This is a genomic window from Enterococcus sp. OL5 (genome assembly GCF_006491895.1).
Classification (GTDB): Bacteria; Bacillota; Bacilli; order Lactobacillales; family Enterococcaceae; genus Enterococcus_D; species Enterococcus_D innesii.
Map to the genome: position 1 here is coordinate 96,647 of NZ_VHIL01000005.1, position 18,823 is coordinate 115,469.

The window sequence follows — 18,823 nt, forward strand, 5'->3', positions numbered from 1 at the left end:
GGATGGAAATGTACTACCAACAGGCATTACAACCGAATGAACTATTGCCAGCAATTTCCAATTCAGGGGAATGTTTTTTTGTCATTCAGGCTGAGCTACCCATCCGGCAATATCAAATCGCAGTCTATCTTTACGACGATCAATTCTTTTTGTTACAAGATGATCGCTTATTTGATCAAATCGACCAAATCTCTAGTGAGACATTAGGGGACGAGGAAGAGATTTTACCATTTATCGAAGAAGCGTTGGAAGAAAACCATTATTTATTAGTGGAAAAAGCGTTTATTCGTTTAGATTTATCTACTTTGCAAAAGATGACCGATCTTACTAGTTTCGATATCTTGTTTTATGAATTTTTTGATTCATGGGGGGAAGAAGAATGAAACGGACTGAATACGTAACGCTACAAGACCAAACATTGATTGACCTATTCCAGCAGTTAGGAGAGGATGTTTCGAATCTGGAGCTGATCGATGAAGAAAAAAATATCGATGTTGTGGTTGTATCAATTAGTGACTGGCAGTATTTGTTGGAACAAGTCGATGATGATGTAAAAGAAGCTTTCGCCGATCGTTCAGATACGGACGTTACTGGAGATTTAACCAATGAATAACAAGGCATTGAAGGATTGATAAACTGTTTTACCCTTTCTACATCTTGAAGTTATTTCAAAGAATCTTCTCTAACTAAGCAGCTAACCAAAAAATACGAAGCAATTTCATTCCTCAAGCAAGGGGAGCAGATTGCTTCGTATCACAAGGTAGGCTGCTTTTATTTTGACTGCAGGCGCACTTTTTTGACTTTTAGATAGCCGCGAACCAAGTTAACTATAAGTAAAAGAATCCCCACAATCAATGGAATCGCTAATAAGTAAGGTGAGTAAAGATGGGTATCTTGTACGTGCTGAAAAGATGTTTTAGCCACTTCATTGATGGCTTGTTGAATGACTTGTAAACTAAATCCAGTCAGAAAACCAGCAATGATGAATAGAACAAATCCTAAGTAGGGTATATCGGAAGACCGGCGAAAAAGAGCAAAAGCTACATATAAAACCAAAAGGAATGCCGGTACGCCAAAGGCAAAATAGGGATTTAACATGGTTTTTTAACCTCCTTTTCTTTTATGATACTCCAAAATTTACGTTTTGGGAAATAGCGTGTAAGATAAAAAGAAAACGTGAAGGAGTTCTTTATGTCCGCTTATATTACCCCAATAAAAGTTGCCCTGCTGGTTTTTCCTTTCCTAGCATTGGCGATATCAATGATTTTTTTTGTTATCCAATACCGAAAATACGGTCGTTTTATCTTGTCACGCGCACTGGTTCTGTATTCGTTTGTCTTCTATTTATTGTGCGCCTATTTCTTAGTTATCCTGCCATTGCCCTCGATCGAAGAGGTAGCGCAGATGACTGGCCCTAAGATGGAATTGCAGTTAGGGGCATCGTGGCAACATTTTGTCCAACAGACCGTCTTAAACATTCACGATCCACAAACCTATCTTCCCGCTATGAAACAAGGGGTCTTTTTAGAACCTCTCTTTAATTTATTGTTGACCTTGCCATTCGGGGTTTACTTACGTTATTACTTCAAGTGTTCTTTTTTTAAAACACTGGCGATGACCTTTTGTCTGACGTTGTTTTTTGAATTAACGCAGTTGACGGGACTGTATTTTATCTATCCTCGTCCGTATCGTTTATTCGATGTCAATGATCTCTTTGTCAATACAGTCGGAGGGCTTGTGGGCTGGACGATCGCCCCACTTTTTACGTTCTTATTGCCATCAAGAGAAGAAATGGACGCCGACTCTTACGCCAAGGGTACTCGGGTAACCGTGACACGAAGGGTGGTTGCTTGGTTGATCGACTGGGGAATACTGAATGTGATCAGTTTCCTTGTGGTGATCGCTGTTCGTTTGCTCACTCAACAGACGGTACGAGACTTTAGTGGGGACTATTGGTACTTTGCTCTTGAAGTGTTGCTGTACTTTGTGTTGTTGGCTTATCTTGCTAAAGGACAAACGATTGGAAAAAAACTCGTACGGATCAAAATCATGCAAGAAGGTCGTGAGCGTGTTAGCTTGGGGGCTTTATTGAAACGCTATGGCTTGTTTTATCTGATTTATGCCAGCATCAGTCGGGTCAATATCTTTTTCGCACCGTTTCTTGAGTCGGATAATATGCTGCTTTTAGTCGTTAGTTTGTTGATGGTGGTTATTTTTGGGTTGATCCAGTTTGGCTTTTACTTGAATCTCTTGTGGGCAGCAATAAAAAAAAGAAAGCCGCTTTTTCTATGAACGCCGCAGTGCAACGTATACCATCAGTACGATCGATCCTCAATCGATTGCAAAAGAAAGTTAGGAAAACAAGGCAACATATGCTATAATCCAAAGGATGCTAAAAGAAAGAAGGTGTTTGAATGTCTTTTGAGTCATTTAAATTTCAACCATTTATTTATGAAGCACTTGCTGATAAAAAGTTCTCTAAACCAACAGAAGTGCAAGAAAAACTGATACCTGTTATCCAAAAAGGACGCAGTGTTGTAGGGCAATCACAGACCGGAAGTGGTAAGACCCATACATTTTTACTGCCGTTGATGGATAAAATCGATGCCGAAAAAGATGAAGTGCAAGTAGTGATCACTGCACCGAGTCGTGAATTAGCCACGCAAATCTATCACGCCGCAAAACAAATCGGCGGATTTCATGATCCTGAAATTCGAGTGTCAAATTTCGTCGGAGGAACGGATAAGCAACGTCAATTGAGCCGTCTGCAAAACCAACAGCCCCATGTCGTGATTGGGACACCTGGTCGTATCTTGGATATGATCAACGAACAAGCGTTAGGGGTTCACACTGCCAATGTATTTGTCGTGGATGAAGCAGACATGACCTTGGATATGGGCTTTTTAGAAGAAGTCGATCAAATTGCGGGGCGTTTACCTGAGAAACTGCAAATGCTGGTTTTCTCCGCAACGATTCCAGAGAGATTGCGCCCATTCTTGAAAAAATACATGGCCAATCCATTGATCGAAGAAATCAAATCGAAAGCAGTCATCTCTGATACGATCGAGAATTGGTTGATTTCTACCAAAGGGAAAAATACCAATAAATTGATCTACCAATTATTGACTACAGGCCATCCCTATCTTGCCATCGTTTTTGCCAACACGAAGAGCCGTGTGGATGAAATTACGGATTACTTAAAGGAACAAGGCTTAAAAGTAGCGAAGATCCACGGGGACATCAGTCCTCGTGAAAGAAAACGGATCATGCGCCAAGTGCAAAATTTGGACTACCAATATGTTGTCGCAACAGATTTAGCTGCGCGAGGAATTGATATTGAAGGGGTTTCTCATGTCATCAATGCTGAGATTCCAGCTGATTTGGATTTCTTTATCCACCGTGTTGGTCGGACCGGTCGAAACCAAATGGATGGGACCGCGATTACGTTATATGATCCAAGCGATGAAGGGGCAATCCAAGCCATCGAAGATCTAGGGGTTGTTTTCCAACCGAAGGAAATCAAAAATGGCGAGATCGTTGCGACTTACGATCGGAATCGTCGGCAAAAGCGGGAAAAATCTCGTGACGAATTAGACCCAACTTTGATTGGCTTAGTCAAGAAGAAGAAGAAAAAAATCAAGCCTGGCTACAAGAAAAAAATTCAATGGGCTGTTGATAAGAAGAACAAAGAAAAACGGAAGATCGAACGCCGTCAAACGACTCGAACTGCCCGCAAAAACAAGAAAAATTCGAATAGCTAATGCTTACCAAAACAGCAGTCATGTAAGGGGTGTTCTCTTACTTGACTGCTGTTTTTAATTGTTTGGTCATTTCTACACACAATACACCATCTTCAGTATAGGGCTCGGACGTTTTTTGATACCCGCAGGCTTCATAAAACGCACAAGCATCGATCTCTGCTGATAAAACTGATTGGAGGGCACCCTCTTGGATACCGCGCATTTCGAGATAATGCAGTAGCTTCCTTCCATAACCTTGATGACGAAAAGCCTTAGCTACGCAAAAGCGGTCAGGTTGCAGGGTATTTGGCGTAGAGAATTGATATCTGATGGTAGCGATCGGTGTGTTTCCATCATGCCAAAGAAAGTATGGACAAGTTTGGTCTTTTTCATCAAATTCCCATTCTATAGGGATGTGCTGTTCTTCCACAAAAACGGCTTGCCGCAGGGCGAAAACCGCTTGTAGCATCCACGGACTGCGTCCAAAATAAAGCATCAGTCGTTTTCCTCCTTTTTCGTGGTATACTCGTCATATAGTAATTGTAGCAGATGAGAGGAGAAATGACGTGGATTTTTTTGAGGCGTTACAATGGTCAAATTGGAAGACACTGTCCTTTGAAATCAAAGAACAGCTGATCCAGCAAATTTTAATGTATTTTGTCAGTCCTTTAAAGGAGATCACCGATGTCCATTTTAGTCAATTGACGTATGCAGGGTTGAAATGTGCTACCTTTGAATTAACGATCGATGGCGAAGACTTTGTCTTTATACCAGGGAACTCTGAGGCGATCTTAGGTTGGGATCTCGGTGTGCAAGGGTTACCGGCTACTTGCTGGAGTAAAAATTGGCAGTCCGCACCCAACGAGATCATTCACCAGCTGGAAACAATCTATGAATTAGAAACCAGCCAAGATTGGGGGATTTTTGTCAATGAGTCTACGAGCCCTTTGCGCAAAGCTGTGATTGATCCCATGCTAGTCCAAAAAAGTGCGCTGCCTGCTGGCGCAAGGTATATCGGGCAGCTGAATACGATCACTGGGGAGTTTCACGGGTTAGTCGATCAATTCAGTGTTTTCGAAAAAGAGCTAAAGGCACAATTCACAGCACCAGCGTCCTTTGAGGAAAGCTTGCGTTGGGAATTACCCGCTTTTTATCACGAAGAGAATCGCTATTTTGCTGCACTCGAGCCGTTATCGGAAACCTATCAGTTATTTACCCACGAATCCGTCAGTCAAACAGAATTGAAACAGCAGTTAGATAAACAAGGCTTTCAGTTGCTATCAGAGGATCAATGGGAATACGTTTGCGGTGCTGCGACTCGGCGACTTTTTCGCTGGGGCAATGAAAAGCCCTGCGATGATGGCGTCTCTTTGTCAACCGCTGAATTGCTTGAACCGAATTTATTTGGCTGCACCTATGGGCTTGCGGATGCGTGGGAGCTGACAGATGGCTTGTCTTTAAAAATGGAGAATTGGCAAATTTGTGGTCATCCCTTATTCGATGCATTGCCGTATGCCAGTTATTACCGTTCACGGAAAATGTTGCAGCCCGATCAAAAGCTTTCTCCCCAGAACTATCGTTACCGCAAAGGGATCCTAATCAATAAAGACCGGATTTGAGGATTGACTTTTTCAAAACATTTCCTTATACTTTGAATGACGAAGGATATGGTCGGTTTGATGATTCATTACAGAAAGTTTTTCATTGCTGAGAGAAAAACATGAATTCGGACGGATTGCTCCCTTTGGTGCTCAACTGCAGCAGAAATGTTGCCGTCCACTCCGCGTTAACGAGTCTAAGAGGTAATGAGTCACATCATTGCAAGCAAGGTGGTACCGCGTATCGACGTCCTTGCTCTGCAATGGTGTTTTTTTATCGTCAAAATGTCTCGACAGGCATAAGAGCGCCTTACCAGCAATTTTGTCAGCCCCTGTATCTTAAGCGAACACAGAAGAAAGTAGGAGAATAACGTGAAACAATTATCCAGTGCAGAAGTACGCCAAATGTTTTTGGACTTCTTTCAATCAAAAGGTCATTCAATTGAACCAAGTGCGTCCCTTGTCCCAGTCAACGATCCAACCCTATTATGGATCAATTCAGGGGTGGCAACGCTAAAAAAATATTTTGATGGCAGTGTTGTTCCTGAAAACCCAAGAATTACCAATGCGCAAAAATCGATTCGGACCAACGACATCGAAAACGTTGGGAAAACAGCAAGACATCATACGATGTTTGAAATGTTAGGCAACTTTTCGATCGGCGATTACTTTAAGAATGAAGCGATTCATTGGGCCTGGGAGTTTTTGACCTCCCCAGAATGGATGGCTTTTGATCCAGGGAAATTATATGTCACGGTTTATCCAAAAGACACGGAAGCAAAACGGATCTGGGCAGAAGAAGTCGGCTTAACACCAGAGCATATCGTTGAGATTGAAGACAACTTTTGGGACATCGGTGCAGGCCCCTGTGGACCGGATTCAGAGATTTTCTATGACCGTGGTCCTGAGTTTAATGACGTAGCGGAAGATGATCCCGAAAACTATCCTGGTGGCGAAAATGAACGCTATTTGGAAATCTGGAATCTGGTCTTTTCAGAATTCAATCATCAACCAGATGGCTCCTATGAACCACTACCACATAAAAACATTGATACGGGGATGGGGCTGGAACGAATGGTTTCCATCGTTCAAAATGCACCAACCAATTTTGAAACAGACTTGTTTCTGCCGATCATCAATGCAGTGGCAGATTTAAGCGGTCGTGTGAACTACGGCGACAGCAAAACGACAGATATCTCCTTTAAAGTGATTGCAGACCATATCCGCGCGCTTTCTTTTGCGATCGGCGATGGGGCACTGCCTTCAAATGAAGGCCGTGGCTATGTTTTACGTCGTTTATTACGTCGTGCAGTCATGCATGGGAAAAAATTAGGGATCGATGCCGCCTTCTTATACAAATTAGTACCGATCGTTGGCGAGATCATGGAAAGCTACTATCCTGAAGTATTAGAGCAGCAAGAATTTATTGAAAAAGTGATCCGCAACGAGGAAGAACGTTTCCATGAAACCATCAATGAAGGGTTAGATATTTTAAATCAAGTGATCGCCCAAGTAAAAGCAGACGGGCAAGATACGTTAGCTGGTCAAGATATTTTCAAATTGTATGATACTTACGGCTTCCCAGTTGAATTGACAGAAGAAGTGGCGGAAGACGAAGGGTTGAAAGTGGACCATCAAGGGTTTGAACAAGAAATGGATGCACAACGTGCCCGTGCTCGTGCGGCTCGGCAAACGGAGCTTTCAATGGGCGTACAATCCGCTTTATTGACGGATATCAAAGTGGACAGCCGTTTCGTTGGCTATGATTCACTTGAAGCAAACAGCGAATTATTAGTGATCATCCAAGACGAAGCGTTACATGATTCTGTTTCGACAGGTGAAGCAAAACTGATTTTTGCTGAAACACCATTTTATGCAGAGATGGGTGGACAAGTTGCAGATACAGGGACGATCGTAGCAGAGGATGGCACGATCGTAGCAGAGGTGACGGATGTCAAGAAAGCACCGAACGGTCAGTTCTTGCATACTGCTACAGTCAAAGCGCCACTACAAGAAGGCGTGAACTATTTCTTACAAGTGGATCAGCATCGTCGCAATAAGATCATCAAAAATCATACGGCGACTCACTTATTGCATAAAGCGTTAAAAGAAGTATTAGGTAGCCATGCGAACCAAGCAGGTTCATTAGTTGCTCCAGGACATTTGCGCTTTGACTTTAGTCATTTCGGGCAAGTGACCAGCGAAGAGCTGAGCCAAATGGAACAAATCGTCAACCAAAAAATTTGGGAAGCCCTCCCTGTTGTGACGATCGAAACGGATATCGATACCGCAAAAGGCATGGGAGCGATGGCACTCTTTGGTGAAAAATATGGGCATGACGTTCGCGTCGTCAATGTTGCCGATTGGTCGATCGAATTATGTGGGGGAACCCATGTAGCAAATACGGAAGATATCGGTATTTTCAAAATCGTTTCTGAATCAGGGATCGGTGCTGGTGTTCGTCGGATCGAAGCAGTGACTAGTCAAGAGGCCTATACGCTATTGCATGAAGAAGAGACGCAATTAAAAGCAATTGCAGGGATCGTTAAATCCGCTCAATTAAAAGAAGTCGTTGCCAAAACAGAACAACTGCAAGCGCAGCTGCGTGAACTGCAAAAAGAAAACGAAGCTCTTGCCAGCAAGTTAGCAAACCAGCAAGCAGGGGATGTTTTCAAAGATGTCAAAGAAGTAAATGGTCTGCGTCTGATCACAGCAAAAGTGACTGTAAAGGACATGAACCAATTACGTCAACTAGCTGACCAATGGAAACAAAAAGACCATTCTGATATTTTAGTGTTAGCTACCGCGAATGATGGCAAAGTGAATCTTTTAGCTGCCATGAACAAAGCAGCCAATGAAAAAGGATTGAAAGCGGGCGATTTGATCAAAGAGATCGCACCTAAAGTTGGTGGCGGCGGTGGCGGTCGTCCTGATATGGCGCAAGCCGGCGGGAAGAATCCTGAAGGAATCGCAGCAGCACTTGAGTCAGCAGCAACGTGGTTAGCTGCCAAGTAATCACACTCACTGGTTGAATCTGTGCAGCAAGTTTCTTTCGTTTGAGAAGATAGATGAAAGAGGAGCGCAGGTCTTTAACACATTCCTTTTTTGAACGAAGATGACGGAGGGGGAGACCCTTCCGTTATCTTTTTCCTTTTTCCTAAATGTTATCTGAAAATGCGTTTGATAATTGAAGGGAATTCGCTTTTTTTCGAAAAAACGATACGAATAGTTGTTTAATTGAATTCCTTCGGGGTAAAATAAGAAAGATGGTTTTTTGAGAGGGTGATGATTTGCTAAACTTTTTTTTAAAACGTAGCAAAAAAATGGTGTCTACGAACGTACAGCCATCGGGAAGTTAGCAGGTAGTCTGGGGTTGCTTTCCAACCTCCTATTATTCGCAGGGAAATTTATCATTGGCTTATCTGCGCAGTCTGTTTCGATTATGGCCGATGCCATCAACAGTCTTTCAGATACCGCCTCGTCTATTTTAACATTGATCGGTTTTCGGATCTCTGCGAAACCAGCCGACAGTGAACATCCGTATGGACATGAGCGTTTTGAAGCCATCAGTGGGTTCGTGGTATCTTTGATCATCACATTTGTTGGTGGCCAATTTCTCATCAGTTCTGTGCAACGCGTCATGGAACCGACGAGTATCCGTCTTTCCCCACTATTGTTTATCGTTTTGGTTTTATCGATTTTGATCAAAGTCTGGCAGGGAGCAATGTACCGCAGATTGGCTAAGTTGATCGGCTCTCAAACACTAAGTGCCAGTGGTCAAGACAGTCTCAACGATGTGTATACAACAGGGGCGGTTTTGTTTTCAGCGACGATCGAGTGGTTGACCGGTTTACGAATCGATGGCTATGTTGGTTGTCTGATTGCGCTCTACATTTTGATCAGCGGCATTAAAATGATTCGATCTTTCATCAATGAATTGCTAGGGGCACGACCTACGCAAGAAGAAGTCTCCGCCATGGAGCAGCGCTTGGATCACTATCCGACGATTCTCGGTTACCATGATTTACTGGTTCACAATTATGGGCCGAAAAATCGTTTTGCCAGTGTGCATATCGAAGTGGATGAAACCTGGTCACTACGAGAAGCGCATGAGGTGATTGATGCGATTGAACAAGATTTTCGCCAATCCTTGAAAGTCGACCTGGTCTGTCATCTTGATCCAGTACCAATTCAAAATCAGCAGTATCGGCATCTAAAAAAAGAAGTGTCAAAGATCGTTCGCTTCGTTGACCCACAGTTACGGATGCATGATTTTCAGGTCAAAGGAGATCTGTTGGCTTTTGATTTAGTGATTCCTGCAAAATCTGCTTATAGCGATCGAGAAATCGAAGAAATGTTGAAACAAAAAATCAAAGAAACACTAGGGGACTATGATTTAAAGCTTGCTTTCGACCATAGTTACCTATTATAGGGTTACAGGATATAGGAGGAAACTATGATAAAAATGGATATGAGCATGATTTCCACGGTCTTATTGGCACTTTTGTTTATTAATACGATTGCTGCTTTTATTACTGTTTTTCGGAAACCACGCTCGATTGCAAGTGTCTTTGCTTGGATGATGACGTTGGTATTCATCCCCGGCATTGGGTTCTTGTTGTACTTGTTTTGCGGACGGGGAATCGATGGAGAAATTATTTATAAATTCAGTGAGCATCATCAGAGTAGGATCAATGAGTTGAATCGAATCATCAAAGTGCACAATTATTCTTTTCCAGAACATCCTTACTCAGATGATAATCATTTATTGGAGCGCTATTTTAAGAACCTAGATGAATCGCCCTTGACTAAAGGAAACAAGGTGAAATTTTACACAGATGGCAAAGAAAAGTTTGCAGCATTATTCGAAGATATGAAGCAAGCTGAAGACAACCTGCATGTGGAGTATTATTCATTTTTTAATGATGAGATCGGTGGCCAATTCTTGTCTATCTTGATCGATAAAGCCCGTGAAGGCGTGGAGGTCCGTTTGGTCTATGATCCATGGGGTTCACCGAAAGCCAATCGCAAGTTCTTCCAACCGCTGATCGATGCTGGAGGAAAAGTCGTGCCATTTATCACCTCGAAAAATCTGATTCGTAACACACGGCTAAATTACCACCTTCATCGGAAAATCGTTGTGATCGATGGACAAATTGGCTGGACTGGCGGGTTTAATGTTGGTGATCAATATCTTGGCAAAAAGGCCAAGTTCGGCTATTGGCGAGATACCCACGCAAGAATCGTCGGAACCGCTAGCTTTACGCTACAAGAGATTTTTATTCGTGATTGGAATGCATCGGTGCAAAAGGAAGAGGATCAGCTAGAATACGAAGATCGTTATTTTATTTTGCCACCGAAAGAGCTTGCTGGAAATGTTGATCTGCAAATTGTCGCCGACGGTCCAGAAACAGAGACCCAAATCCTTAAAGGCGGTTTTGTGAAAATGATTTTGGCTGCGAAAGAATCGATTTGGATCCAAACGCCTTATTTGATTCCTGATGACAGTATGATGAATGCATTGGAAATTGCCATCCACTCAGGTGTAGACGTCCGAATCATGATTCCATGTATGCCGGATCATCCATTCATTTATCGGGCAACACAGCATTATGCCAATTACTTGCATCGCCGTGGTGCAAAAATCTACATCTATAACAACGGTTTCCTCCATGCGAAGACGGTCATGATGGATGATACCATTAGTTCCTTTGGGACGACGAATCAAGACATTCGGAGTTATGCCTTGAATTTTGAAGTCAATGCCTTCGCCTACGATCACGATGTCACGCAAACGTTGAAAGGCTTCTTTGAAGAGGATATGGCACAATCAACATTACTGACGGATGAAATTTTGGCTAAGCAATCTTACTGGTTGCGCTTCAAACAAAACTTCTCTCGGTTATTGTCTCCGATCCTTTAATTTCATCGCTTTTGCTAATCCTTGGCGGGCCAAATGGTCGGCACCTTTGTTTTGACTCTCAGGGACCCATTGGATGATCGCTAAAGCGAACTGTTTCAACAAGTATTGAATTTCTGTTAAATAATCAGAAAAAGCAGGGTTTTTGGTATAATTCTTGTCGATGGTCTGCGCAACGACTTTGCTGTCGGTATAAAGCATAATTGTCTGTTCCTGTAACCCTTTGTTAATCAACAGCTGCAGCGCGTTGACCATCACAGCGAACTCTGCTTGGTGGTTGGTGGAATCAGGTAGCGGAAACGCAATTTGTTCATGCAGATCAGTACCGACAATGACGATTCCACCGCCACTAGGGCCGGGGTTGCCTTTCGTGGAAGCATCAAGATAAACTTTTAACATTGTCTCACCCTTTTTTGATATGATAAAGATAGTATACTAGAAATTTTATGTTGTGAGGAACTTTTATGAAGCGTAAATTGTATTGGCAACCGGAAGCTGCTACAGCGATCATTTATTGGTCGTTCACTATGATGATATTATTTATCAGTTTGATTCTTTCGTTAGAAAATACCAGACCTTATTGGAAAAGCAACCTCGTTTTAGCCGTCTTCTTCTTTTTTGTATGGCTGGGGCTCCACCGGAGTCTGCTCATTAGAAATGATGTGTTACTGATTCGCTACGCACGTATATGGAAGAAAAGGATCGTCTCTCTGTCTGAGATAGAAAAATGGCAAATTGAAAACCGTTTAATAAGCATTACCGATCATCAAAGAACGTATACCTTCACGTTACGTAAAAAAGATGTGGTATGGTTAGAAACTTTTTTTCAAGAAAAAATCCCTGAAAAAAGGGTGCAGGTCGAAACCCACGACTAATTCATAGGAATCTAGAAAACAGCGATCACTCCTTTTGGCGGTACAGCCTTAGGAGAGACGCTGTTTTTGTTTACATAAAGGATCCGTGAAACTTCTTGTAAAAGTGTGAAAAATCTCTCTTTCTTTCTGAATAAAATCAAGTATAATAAGACCATAGCAAACAAAACCTTTTTTAAAGTGCTAAATAGTTCGTGAATTGAGGGTAAAAATGAAATCAGATATCGAAATTGCACAAGAATCAAAGCCTAAACCGATTATTGAAATTGCTGAACCACTTGGTTTAACAGGGGATGACCTGGAACTTTATGGCAAATATAAAGCAAAAATCGAATGGTCGGCAATCAACGAAAAAGCAAACAATCCACTGGGTAAGCTGATTTTAGTCACAGCGATCAGTCCGACACCAGCAGGAGAAGGCAAGTCAACCGTGACCATTGGACTTGCAGATGCGTTAAATCAAATCGGCAAGCAAACCGTCATCGCCTTACGTGAGCCATCTTTAGGACCAGTAATGGGCATCAAAGGCGGCGCCACTGGCGGTGGCAAAGCACAAGTACTACCGATGGAAGACATCAACTTACATTTCACAGGTGATATGCATGCGATCACGGCTGCTAATAACGCCTTGTCTGCGTTGATCGACAATCATATCCAACAAGGCAACGAATTAGGGATCGACGGACGTCGGGTTACATGGAAACGCGTTGTCGATTTGAATGATCGTGCGTTACGCCAAGTGATCGTTGGCTTAGGCGGTCCATTACAAGGTGTTCCTCGTGAAGATGGTTTTGATATTACTGTCGCAAGTGAAATCATGGCGATTTTGTGTTTGGCAACGAGCATTGATAACTTAAAAGAACGATTAGGAAAGATCTTAATTGGCTATTCTTATGAAAAACAACCGATTTACGCAAAAGATTTGGCGGTTCAAGGAGCCTTAGCTTTACTACTGAAGGACGCTCTGAAACCGAATCTGGTCCAAACAATCGAAGGAACTCCTGCGCTGATCCATGGCGGGCCTTTTGCGAATATCGCCCATGGGTGTAATAGTGTGATCGCAACCGAGACAGCTTTGCACTTAGGCGAATACACGGTGACCGAAGCTGGTTTTGGTGCCGATTTAGGTGCAGAGAAATTTTTAGATATCAAAACACCAAATCTATCAAAAGCACCGGATGCGATCGTGGTTGTGGCAACGATCAGAGCATTGAAGATGCATGGCGGTGTCGCTGTCGCTGATCTAGGGACTGAGAATACAGAAGCATTAGAGCGGGGCTTCAGTAATTTAAAACGGCATGTTGAAAATATGCGCAAATATCAGATTCCAGTGGTAGTCGCCCTCAATGAATTTTCACAAGACACCGAAGCGGAGCGTGAATTAGTTGAAGCCTTGTGCCAGCGAATCGATGTCACCGTCGCTCGGACAGCTGTTTGGGCAGATGGTGGAGCGGGTGGAACGGATCTTGCAAAAGCGGTAGTCCAAGTGATCGAGGAAAAACCGGCTAACTACCAACGCTTGTATACGGACGATTTGCCTTTAGCGGATAAGGCTTCTTTGATCGTGCGGGAAATCTATGGCGGGGCTGAGGTTGAGTTTGCACCAAAAGCCAAGGCGCAGTTGCAAAGCTTTAAAGAGCAGGGCTGGGATCATTTGCCGATCTGTATGGCAAAAACCCAGTATTCCTTTAGTGATGATCCAAAGCAACTGGGTGCACCAGAAGGCTTTTCTGTGACCATTCGTGAGTTCGTACCCAAGCTAGGTGCTGGTTTTATCGTAGCCTTGACTGGTGCCGTGATGACGATGCCGGGATTACCGAAGAAACCTGCCGCCATCAATATGGACGTGACTTCTGATGGCCAAGCGATTGGTCTTTTCTAAAAGAGCGGTCACAAACAAAGAAGGCATTCGCGGCATTTGAAACGAAAGAACGTAAAGAGATGATTTGATAGGACGGATGCACGCTGCATTCGTCTTTTTCTTGTTCATTTGACGTGATGGAAGATAAAAGTAGGGATTCTTGTTATAATAATCAAGGAAGCAAGCAAAAGTCTATTTTCTTTCTTTTAATAATCAAGTATACTTAACCAATTGAGGTGATCTTTGTCAATGGAGCTACAACTAACTAGGAGGACTGGTTTTTATGGAATGGGCAGTCCCTTAGAGATCATGCAAGGGAAAAAAAGAATCGCTGCCATCAATCATCAGCAAACGATTTTTTTGGCGCTGGCTGAGCAGACGCCGATTCGTGTGCGCATGTTTTTTTTAGAAAGTCAGCCTTTTCAGCTACCACAAGGCCAATCAGCGCTCAAGCTGGAGGTCGTGATGAATCCTGCGCTTAAAAGAATATATATCGGCTTTTATTTAAGCCTTTTTCTCATGATAGGGGGTTTGGGCTTATTATCCATCTCCCTCTACTCGTTGCTTTTTGTTGGTGTGTATTTGGTGGCTTATTTTGTCTTTGTTTTGATTTATTTAAAAAAAGCATATCTTATCAAGGAGGTTCGCCATGGCTAGTGGGGCAGATCAATTTTTGAGCAGTTTTAATCGAATCGAAAAGCGTCTTCGTGACGAATTGGATAATCCGCGGAATATGGGGTTTTCTGAAATGGTTCGTCGCTTATCAAAAAGTAAAAATATCAATGTTAGAAGAGCAGAAGATGATCTATTACAGATGGCTCAGCTGCGCAATGCCATCGTTCATGAAAAAATTGGTGAGAACTTTGTCATTGCAGAGCCAAATGAATGGGTCGTCAATCGCATTCAAGAAATTGAACGCTCCTTACTGGCACCTGAAAAAGTCATGCCGCGTTTTGCGAAACGAGTGACTGGTTTTGAAAAGCACCTGCCATTACCAGAGTTATTGAAAATCGTTGCCCAAAAGCGCTACTCACAATTTCCAATCTATGATAATGGTCGATTTTTGGGCTTGATCACTTTGCGAATGCTGGGGTACTGGTTAGCGAAAGAAAGCCTCCATGGTGAAATCAAGTTAGCAGGCAGAACGGCCGATGAATTATTAGCAGGAGATGGGAAACGGTCGAATTTTTGTTTCGTGTCGGCTGAAACGACCATTGTTGAGGTCGAGGAACTGTTTCAAAAAAATGCCCTGCTTGAGGCGGTATTGATCACCAAAGATAAAAATCCGAATGGAAATCTCTTGGGCATCATCCGTCCACGAGATATTTTTAAAGAAGAAAGAGTGGAAAATTTATGATCGCGTTGTTTTTTTTGTTAAGTGCTGTTGTCATTGGCTTGGATCAATGGCTAAAAATTTGGATCGTTGCCAATTATCAACTAGGTGAAACACATTCTCTGATCGACAATGTGTTGTCACTGACCTATCTTCAGAATACGGGTGCAGCTTGGAGTATTCTTGAAGGAAAAATCACCTTTTTTGCGATCATCACCGTTATCGCGGTTGTCGTCGTTGTTTATCTATTGTTTCGCTACCAAAACAGCAGCCTATGGTTTCGTTTCGGATTGGCGTTTGTTCTAGGTGGCGCTATCGGGAACTTCATCGATCGCTTGCAGCATGGCTTTGTAGTGGACATGTTCCAGCTTGATTTTATCAATTTCCCAATTTTCAATATCGCTGATATGTCATTAGTGTTTGGGGTAATCTTGATTTTTATTTATGCACTAGTAGATGATGTAGCAAAAGGGAAACAAGGAGAATCAAATGGAAAAGCAAATTGAAGTAATCATTAAAGAAGAAAAAGGGCGGGTCGACAAAGTGTTGGCCGAACGCTTGCCTGACCATAGCCGTTCACAAGTCCAACAATGGCTGAAAGAAGATGCCGTTACTTTGGCAGGTGAGACGGTCCGGGCTAATTATAAAGTAAAAGCAGGCGATCACTTGGTCATCCAAGTGCCAGAGCCGGAAGTAGTAGATTTAGAGCCAGAAAATATTCCTTTAACGATCGTCTATCAAGATGCTGATGTGGCAGTCATCAACAAGCCGCAAGGGATGGTGGTTCATCCATCCGCTGGTCATCCGAGTGGCACCTTAGTCAACGCATTGTTGTACCATATGGAGGATCTATCGACGATCAACGATGTTGTTCGGCCGGGTATCGTTCATCGAATCGACAAAGATACGTCGGGTCTGTTAATGATTGCCAAAAATGATCAGGCGCATGAGTCGTTAGCGAAACAATTGAAAGACAAAACCTCGTTACGCAAGTATGTGGCTTTGGTCCATGGCAATATCAGCCACGAAAAAGGCACCATCAATGCACCGATCGGCCGCTCGAAAGTCAATCGTAAAATGCAGGCGGTGATTGAGAACGGCAAACCCGCAGTGACTCATTTCACCGTGTTGGAACGCTTTGATCAATTTACCTTGGTGGAATTGCAATTGGAAACTGGAAGAACCCACCAAATTAGAGTGCATATGCAATATATCGGGTTTCCGTTAGCCGGTGACCCAATCTACGGACCAAAGCGTACCTTAAAAGGCAACGGCCAGTTTTTACATGCCAAGCTTTTAGGCTTCACACATCCCACAACGGGTGAGTCAATGGTCTTTGAAGCCCCATTACCAGAACTATTTGAGGACACCCTAAAAAAATTACGAAAAAATGATTGATTTTTTTGTGGTGGAACTGTATAGTAAATGTAACAACTAAATAGCTCCTTTAAATGTAGTCCCGTGAGGCTAAGAAGGAATGAGTAAGCAGACGACTCCCGCGTTGGAGATTCGAACCCTTACTGGATGATAACGTGTACCCAAAATCCACAGAATGGGATTTTAGGCAACGATCGGAAAACATGACTCCTACCTCAAGCAGGTAGGAGTTTTTTTATGTTCAAAATTAGGAGGGAACAACATATGGCAGCGAAAGAAGTAGTAGATGCAGTAACAATGAAACGAGCGTTAACACGGATCACCTACGAAATTATTGAAAGAAATCGCGGCATTGATAATTTGGTGTTAGTAGGAATCAAGACAAGAGGCATCTATATCGCCCAACGGATTGCGGAACGTTTAAAACAATTGGAAGGCGTAGAAGTACCTGTTGGTGAATTGGACATCACCTTGTACCGAGATGATAAAAAGAGCGAAGATGATCCAGAGATCCATTCATCAGACATTCCGACGGCTATTGACGGCAAAGAAGTGATCTTGATCGATGATGTCTTGTTTACCGGACGGACGATTCGAGCAGCTTTGGATGCCATCATGGATATTGGTCGACCAAAGAGAATCTCACTAGCCGTTCTAGTTGATCGCGGCCATCGGGAACTGCCGATTCGGGCAGATTTTGTTGGGAAGAATATTCCAACTGCTTTAAGTGAAGAAATTATCGTTGAGATGGAAGAATCAGACGGTTCTGACCGGATCATGATCAATAAAGAAAACGACTAGGAAGAAGAGTGACAGCAACATGCAGAAGCAAGAATTTCGTAATCCAGACGCAGTTTTAGACATCAAAGATCGGCCCAAAGCATTGCCTTGGTTAGGCCTTAGTTTACAACATCTTTTCACGATGTTCGGTGCGACAGTTTTAGTACCGATCTTGGTAGGGATCAACCCCAGTATCGCTTTGGTAAGTTCCGGTATTGGGACATTGGTTTACTTGGTCACAACGAAAGGGAAAATCCCAGCGTATCTAGGCAGCAGCTTTGCGTTTATCGCGGCGATGCAAATGCTGATGGAATCAGACGGCTACCCAGCCATCGCCCAAGGCGCCATCACGACTGGGTTGGTCTACGTGATCGTTTCGCTGATCATCAAACGTGCTGGCGCTGCTTGGTTGGATAAGATCTTACCACCGATCATTGTCGGTCCTGTGATTATGGTGATTGGTCTAGGATTAGCCGCCAACGCCGCCCAAAATGCGATGTACAATGACTCAGTTTACGATTTCAAGTACATTCTAGTAGCTTTGGCTACCTTGGGATTAACGATTTTCTTCAACATGTTTTTGCGAGGGTTCTTAGGGCTGATCCCGATCCTGCTAGGGATCGTTGGCGGATACTTGATCGCCTTAGCGGCAGGGATCGTCGACGTACAACCAATCATTGACGCCAACTGGTTTGGGCTGCCAAGTTTCGAAATTCCTTTCATTAATTATGAACCCAAACTGTATCTAAATGCGATCACTACGATGGCACCGATCGCTTTCGTCACCATGACAGAACATATCGGACATCTGATGGTCTTAAACAAACTAACGAAGCGGAACTTCTTTGAAGAGCCGGGCTTGAACCGAACACTCTTAGGCGACGGTTTTGCTCAAATCGCAGCCGGTCTCGTTGGGGGACCGCCAGTGACAAGTTACGGAGAAAACATCGGGGTTTTAGCAATTACACGGGTCCATAGCGTGTTCGTCATCGGTGGTGCGGCAGTTTTAGCCATCGTACTAGGCTTCGTTGGAAAACTAAGCGCATTGATCTTAAGTATTCCTGGCCCAGTCATCTCAGGGATCAGCTTCCTGCTCTTTGGCGTCATCGCTGCCAGCGGGTTGAAAATTTTGATCGACAACAAAATCGATTTTGATCGTAAGAAGAATTTGATCATTGCGTCAGTGATCCTTGTGGTAGGAATCGGCGGTCTTGTGTTCACGGTCGGTACCTTCACCTTATCCGCAATGGCGTTAGCAACTGTCCTAGGAATCTTCTTGAATCTTATTTTACCTGACAGCTCTCGCAGCGAAGAAAAATAACTTGTGCCAACTCATCGTTTA

The 18,823-nt window shown here is 43.2% G+C and carries 18 protein-coding genes and 1 pseudogene; 16 read left to right on the forward strand and 3 right to left on the reverse strand.

Annotation, left to right across the window (positions count from 1 at the left end):
- Window positions 1-2: 2 nt before the first annotated feature.
- Together FJU10_RS07900 and FJU10_RS07905 are read left to right on the forward strand one after the other, a co-directional pair.
- Window positions 3-383, forward strand: a complete 381-nt coding sequence (locus tag FJU10_RS07900; RefSeq protein WP_081118684.1) for a hypothetical protein — start codon at window positions 3-5, stop codon at window positions 381-383.
- Window positions 380-613: a hypothetical protein gene (locus tag FJU10_RS07905; protein WP_140965607.1), complete on the forward strand. Its 234-nt coding sequence runs from the start codon at window positions 380-382 to the stop codon at window positions 611-613. Before FJU10_RS07900 ends, FJU10_RS07905 begins: the two co-directional genes overlap by 4 nt.
- A gap of 158 nt (window positions 614-771) precedes the next feature.
- Here the strand turns inward: FJU10_RS07905 and FJU10_RS07910 are convergent, their stop codons facing one another.
- On the reverse strand, window positions 772-1,098 hold the full coding sequence (locus FJU10_RS07910) for a hypothetical protein (protein WP_081118682.1): 327 nt from the start codon (window positions 1,096-1,098) through the stop codon (window positions 772-774).
- 93 nt (window positions 1,099-1,191) lie between these two features.
- On the opposite strand from FJU10_RS07910, the gene FJU10_RS07915 reads away from it, so the two are divergent.
- A complete protein-coding gene (locus tag FJU10_RS07915; protein ID WP_223273000.1) occupies window positions 1,192-2,292 on the forward strand; it encodes a VanZ family protein in 1,101 nt (366 codons plus the stop codon).
- Window positions 2,293-2,414: 122 nt separating this feature from the next.
- Window positions 2,415-3,761, forward strand: coding sequence for a DEAD/DEAH box helicase (locus FJU10_RS07920; RefSeq protein ID WP_140965608.1), 1,347 nt, complete (start codon window positions 2,415-2,417; stop codon window positions 3,759-3,761).
- A gap of 37 nt (window positions 3,762-3,798) precedes the next feature.
- Here the strand turns inward: FJU10_RS07920 and FJU10_RS07925 are convergent, their stop codons facing one another.
- Entirely contained in the window at window positions 3,799-4,236 is a 438-nt protein-coding gene (locus tag FJU10_RS07925) for a GNAT family N-acetyltransferase (RefSeq protein ID WP_077453405.1), read from the reverse strand.
- A gap of 70 nt (window positions 4,237-4,306) precedes the next feature.
- On the opposite strand from FJU10_RS07925, the gene FJU10_RS07930 reads away from it, so the two are divergent.
- The 4 genes and pseudogenes from FJU10_RS07930 (at window position 4,307) to cls (ending at window position 11,261) form a co-directional block, all read left to right on the forward strand.
- Window positions 4,307-5,359 (forward strand): hypothetical protein, encoded by a 1,053-nt coding sequence (locus tag FJU10_RS07930; protein ID WP_081118679.1) that lies wholly within the window; start codon window positions 4,307-4,309, stop codon window positions 5,357-5,359.
- 351 nt (window positions 5,360-5,710) lie between these two features.
- Entirely contained in the window at window positions 5,711-8,353 is a 2,643-nt protein-coding gene (gene alaS, locus FJU10_RS07935; protein WP_081118678.1) for an alanine--tRNA ligase, read from the forward strand.
- Window positions 8,354-8,628: 275 nt separating this feature from the next.
- A pseudogene (locus FJU10_RS07940) lies at window positions 8,629-9,770 on the forward strand (cation diffusion facilitator family transporter).
- A gap of 24 nt (window positions 9,771-9,794) precedes the next feature.
- Window positions 9,795-11,261 (forward strand): cardiolipin synthase, encoded by a 1,467-nt coding sequence (cls, locus tag FJU10_RS07945; RefSeq protein WP_081118676.1) that lies wholly within the window; start codon window positions 9,795-9,797, stop codon window positions 11,259-11,261.
- Here cls and FJU10_RS07950 read toward each other — a convergent pair.
- Window positions 11,241-11,657 carry a ribonuclease HI family protein gene (locus FJU10_RS07950; RefSeq protein ID WP_081118675.1) on the reverse strand — a complete coding sequence of 139 codons (417 nt, stop codon included), beginning with the start codon at window positions 11,655-11,657 and terminating at the stop codon, window positions 11,241-11,243. The genes cls and FJU10_RS07950 overlap by 21 nt on opposite strands.
- Window positions 11,658-11,722: 65 nt before the next feature.
- Here FJU10_RS07950 and FJU10_RS07955 point away from each other — a divergent pair, with 65 nt between their 5' ends.
- The 8 genes from FJU10_RS07955 (at window position 11,723) to FJU10_RS07990 (ending at window position 18,802) form a co-directional block, all read left to right on the forward strand.
- Window positions 11,723-12,133 carry an EbsA family protein gene (locus FJU10_RS07955; protein ID WP_077453400.1) on the forward strand — a complete coding sequence of 137 codons (411 nt, stop codon included), beginning with the start codon at window positions 11,723-11,725 and terminating at the stop codon, window positions 12,131-12,133.
- A 208-nt stretch (window positions 12,134-12,341) separates the two neighbouring features.
- The gene (locus FJU10_RS07960) at window positions 12,342-14,012 is read left to right on the forward strand and encodes a formate--tetrahydrofolate ligase (protein WP_086292404.1); all 1,671 of its coding nucleotides are present in this window, start codon (window positions 12,342-12,344) and stop codon (window positions 14,010-14,012) included.
- A gap of 228 nt (window positions 14,013-14,240) precedes the next feature.
- On the forward strand, window positions 14,241-14,648 hold the full coding sequence (locus tag FJU10_RS07965; protein WP_081118673.1) for a hypothetical protein: 408 nt from the start codon (window positions 14,241-14,243) through the stop codon (window positions 14,646-14,648).
- Window positions 14,641-15,348: a CBS domain-containing protein gene (locus FJU10_RS07970; RefSeq protein ID WP_077453397.1), complete on the forward strand. Its 708-nt coding sequence runs from the start codon at window positions 14,641-14,643 to the stop codon at window positions 15,346-15,348. Before FJU10_RS07965 ends, FJU10_RS07970 begins: the two co-directional genes overlap by 8 nt.
- A complete protein-coding gene (gene lspA / locus FJU10_RS07975) occupies window positions 15,345-15,830 on the forward strand; it encodes a signal peptidase II (RefSeq protein ID WP_077453396.1) in 486 nt (161 codons plus the stop codon). Before FJU10_RS07970 ends, lspA begins: the two co-directional genes overlap by 4 nt.
- A complete protein-coding gene (locus FJU10_RS07980; RefSeq protein WP_077453395.1) occupies window positions 15,814-16,722 on the forward strand; it encodes an RluA family pseudouridine synthase in 909 nt (302 codons plus the stop codon). The genes lspA and FJU10_RS07980 overlap by 17 nt, the downstream gene beginning before the upstream one ends.
- A 243-nt stretch (window positions 16,723-16,965) precedes the next feature.
- Window positions 16,966-17,502, forward strand: coding sequence for a bifunctional pyr operon transcriptional regulator/uracil phosphoribosyltransferase PyrR (gene pyrR, locus FJU10_RS07985; protein WP_077453394.1), 537 nt, complete (start codon window positions 16,966-16,968; stop codon window positions 17,500-17,502).
- 19 nt (window positions 17,503-17,521) lie between these two features.
- Entirely contained in the window at window positions 17,522-18,802 is a 1,281-nt protein-coding gene (locus FJU10_RS07990; RefSeq protein WP_081118672.1) for a solute carrier family 23 protein, read from the forward strand.
- The last annotated feature ends 21 nt before the right edge of the window (window positions 18,803-18,823 follow it).

What these genes read in the sequence shown, in the direction of transcription:
- FJU10_RS07900 (WP_081118684.1), top strand. Translation starts at nt 3, where the DNA reads ATGGAAATGTACTACCAACAGGCATTACAACCGAATGAACTATTGCCA.
- FJU10_RS07905 (WP_140965607.1), top strand. Translation starts at nt 380, where the DNA reads ATGAAACGGACTGAATACGTAACGCTACAAGACCAAACATTGATTGAC.
- FJU10_RS07910 (WP_081118682.1), bottom strand. Translation starts at nt 1,098, where the DNA reads ATGTTAAATCCCTATTTTGCCTTTGGCGTACCGGCATTCCTTTTGGTT.
- FJU10_RS07915 (WP_223273000.1), top strand. Translation starts at nt 1,192, where the DNA reads ATGTCCGCTTATATTACCCCAATAAAAGTTGCCCTGCTGGTTTTTCCT.
- FJU10_RS07920 (WP_140965608.1), top strand. Translation starts at nt 2,415, where the DNA reads ATGTCTTTTGAGTCATTTAAATTTCAACCATTTATTTATGAAGCACTT.
- FJU10_RS07925 (WP_077453405.1), bottom strand. Translation starts at nt 4,236, where the DNA reads ATGCTTTATTTTGGACGCAGTCCGTGGATGCTACAAGCGGTTTTCGCC.
- cls (WP_081118676.1), top strand. Translation starts at nt 9,795, where the DNA reads ATGATAAAAATGGATATGAGCATGATTTCCACGGTCTTATTGGCACTT.
- FJU10_RS07950 (WP_081118675.1), bottom strand. Translation starts at nt 11,657, where the DNA reads ATGTTAAAAGTTTATCTTGATGCTTCCACGAAAGGCAACCCCGGCCCT.
- FJU10_RS07955 (WP_077453400.1), top strand. Translation starts at nt 11,723, where the DNA reads ATGAAGCGTAAATTGTATTGGCAACCGGAAGCTGCTACAGCGATCATT.
- FJU10_RS07960 (WP_086292404.1), top strand. Translation starts at nt 12,342, where the DNA reads ATGAAATCAGATATCGAAATTGCACAAGAATCAAAGCCTAAACCGATT.
- FJU10_RS07965 (WP_081118673.1), top strand. Translation starts at nt 14,241, where the DNA reads ATGGAGCTACAACTAACTAGGAGGACTGGTTTTTATGGAATGGGCAGT.
- FJU10_RS07970 (WP_077453397.1), top strand. Translation starts at nt 14,641, where the DNA reads ATGGCTAGTGGGGCAGATCAATTTTTGAGCAGTTTTAATCGAATCGAA.
- lspA (WP_077453396.1), top strand. Translation starts at nt 15,345, where the DNA reads ATGATCGCGTTGTTTTTTTTGTTAAGTGCTGTTGTCATTGGCTTGGAT.
- FJU10_RS07980 (WP_077453395.1), top strand. Translation starts at nt 15,814, where the DNA reads ATGGAAAAGCAAATTGAAGTAATCATTAAAGAAGAAAAAGGGCGGGTC.
- pyrR (WP_077453394.1), top strand. Translation starts at nt 16,966, where the DNA reads ATGGCAGCGAAAGAAGTAGTAGATGCAGTAACAATGAAACGAGCGTTA.
- FJU10_RS07990 (WP_081118672.1), top strand. Translation starts at nt 17,522, where the DNA reads ATGCAGAAGCAAGAATTTCGTAATCCAGACGCAGTTTTAGACATCAAA.